Origin of the sequence: Croceitalea marina, assembly GCF_042684265.1 — a bacterium.
Classification (GTDB): Bacteria; Bacteroidota; Bacteroidia; order Flavobacteriales; family Flavobacteriaceae; genus Croceitalea; species Croceitalea marina.
In genome coordinates, this window is sequence record NZ_JBHULB010000060.1 from 1 (window position 1) to 1,984 (window position 1,984).

Consider the following 1,984-nt stretch of genomic DNA (forward strand, 5'->3'; position numbering starts at 1 on the left):
CTTTAATCTATGTATTGAGCAATCTGACAGAGCGCGGCGATGATGTAGCATTTCTAAAATTATGGGAATTGAACGTAGTGAGATGTAGTGATTTTAGTCGCCGCAGGCGAATGCTACATCATCGGTTTGGCTATGCGTAGTGCGGGATTAATATGCACTTCACTTTCAGTTTACCGATATGTTAGTTAATATTCATTCACTTTCAATTTAGCACCAAAACCCGCATTACGTATAGCCGTTGTTGTGCGTTCGGCTTTTTTATTTTCTCTCATATACCACCATTCTTATGTTATTATAGTTGTCCTGTCTCGAGAGCTTAACTTCAACGTTTATGTTGTTCTGTGTTGTCCAAACAAATGACTGATTTTTCTTTTCTTCATTTACCGATTTGGGTTCGCCAAGTTCATTAGTTAGAATCAATATAAGGTCATTAAATTTTGTCAAGAAAACTTCACTTGCTGACTTTTCATTTCCAAATTCTATTCTTGAGGTCTGTGTTTTTTCCCAATTAATTGTTACGGCTCTAACCAAATCAGTTTCTTTAGTAGCGTAGTACATAATTGAGTTCGAAATAATCGAATCTTCTACAACAAGGTAAGATTTGTTAATGTCAATTTCGTAGTTATTAGGGTTCCAACTGTCTCCAATTCCAATTTTGTGATTTGGGGTAATGTCAAAGGTTTTCCATTCCTTTTCTTTCGATTCTATCTCCGTCAGGGTCAGTTTTGAAAAATCAGAAAGGATTGCTTTAAGTCTATTTTCAAAAATTTCGTTTGACTTCTCTTTTCCTATTATTCGCGGTTTTAATTCAGTTTTATTAATCAAATAAGTTACATAAATCTTGTTACCCTTAATTGTTGTAAGGCCAAACGCTTGGTCATTTTTTGTATTGAATTTGAGCAATTCATTTTTACCAGTTTTGTTTTTACTTCGATAGGAATAGTGCCAATTAAAGAATTTGACATCATCTAATATTTTTTCAAATGGTTGAATTCTATTATCCGCTATTCGTGCAAGATACGAGACTGTGTCAGTTTCATAAATGTGCAGTAGTTCGTTATTAAGAACAAAAGAACTAACAATGTTAGGATGATATGAAAAATCAAAATAGTCCACATTTTCATCCTCATGAATCACTACGTAGCCTTTTGATTGACTATACCAAGAGTAGTTCTTACCTGTCTTTTCTATGTTTTCATAAGTCACATCACTATCGCATTTTGTAAGCTCTTTTGGATTGTCAATTTTGAGAACTTGAAAAGAATTAGTCAAGTAATAGGTGTTGTCAATTTTATTAATTAGTGGTGTTGTGGATTCTAAAACATATTGACTGTCTGTTTTCTTGTCTTTAAACCACGTTTTTCCACCCCATTCGCCAAAATCTAAAGAGTAGACATAAAAGTCTGAATCTTCCCATATTAAGTCGTCCGTTTTATCAATCTTGTTCCACTTTAAGTTTGTATTATCAAGATAATAGCTTTGTTTGTCCATATACGGCTTCATAATAATGCTATCGTTTTGCACATAAAAATCCAAGTAGACTGTTTTCATTTCTTCGGGGCAGTCAATCACTTTTTCTAATTGATTGTTTGAAAAAATATAAAGCCATCTTTTTCCGTAGCCACCGTATTTCATTAATCGTTGTTCAAAAAGCACATAATATTTGTCCTTATATTCTAATGCGTGAGTCATTCTGCCATTTACACTTATTGAAATTGTGTCTTTTGTAAGAGAAAAACCACTCTCAAAATTTGTCACGCTGGAATTTTGTTGTCCACTACAAGCAAAAAGTGTCAATGATAAAATTAATATTGCGAAAATTTGGTTCATTTTTTTTTTGTCGTGAGATTGTTTTTCAGCTGTCTAGTCCTGAAATATGGCTACAGGTTAAAAATAGATTTACGCTGTTAATTTATATACCATATTAGGTGTTTTGTATTCTAAAGATAAATGTAATCTTATTTCATTGTATAGATTGATTGCA

Annotated in this window: 1 protein-coding gene; it reads right to left on the minus strand. The window is 32.7% G+C overall.

Annotation, left to right across the window (positions count from 1 at the left end):
• Window positions 1–258: 258 nt before the first annotated feature.
• Window positions 259–1,830, minus strand: a complete 1,572-nt coding sequence (locus ACFSQJ_RS14370; RefSeq protein WP_377767668.1) for a hypothetical protein — start codon at window positions 1,828–1,830, stop codon at window positions 259–261.
• Window positions 1,831–1,984 lie beyond the last annotated feature (154 nt).

Coding starts and splice junctions, on each gene's coding strand:
- ACFSQJ_RS14370 (WP_377767668.1), bottom strand. CDS start 1,830: ATGAACCAAATTTTCGCAATATTAATTTTATCATTGACACTTTTTGCT.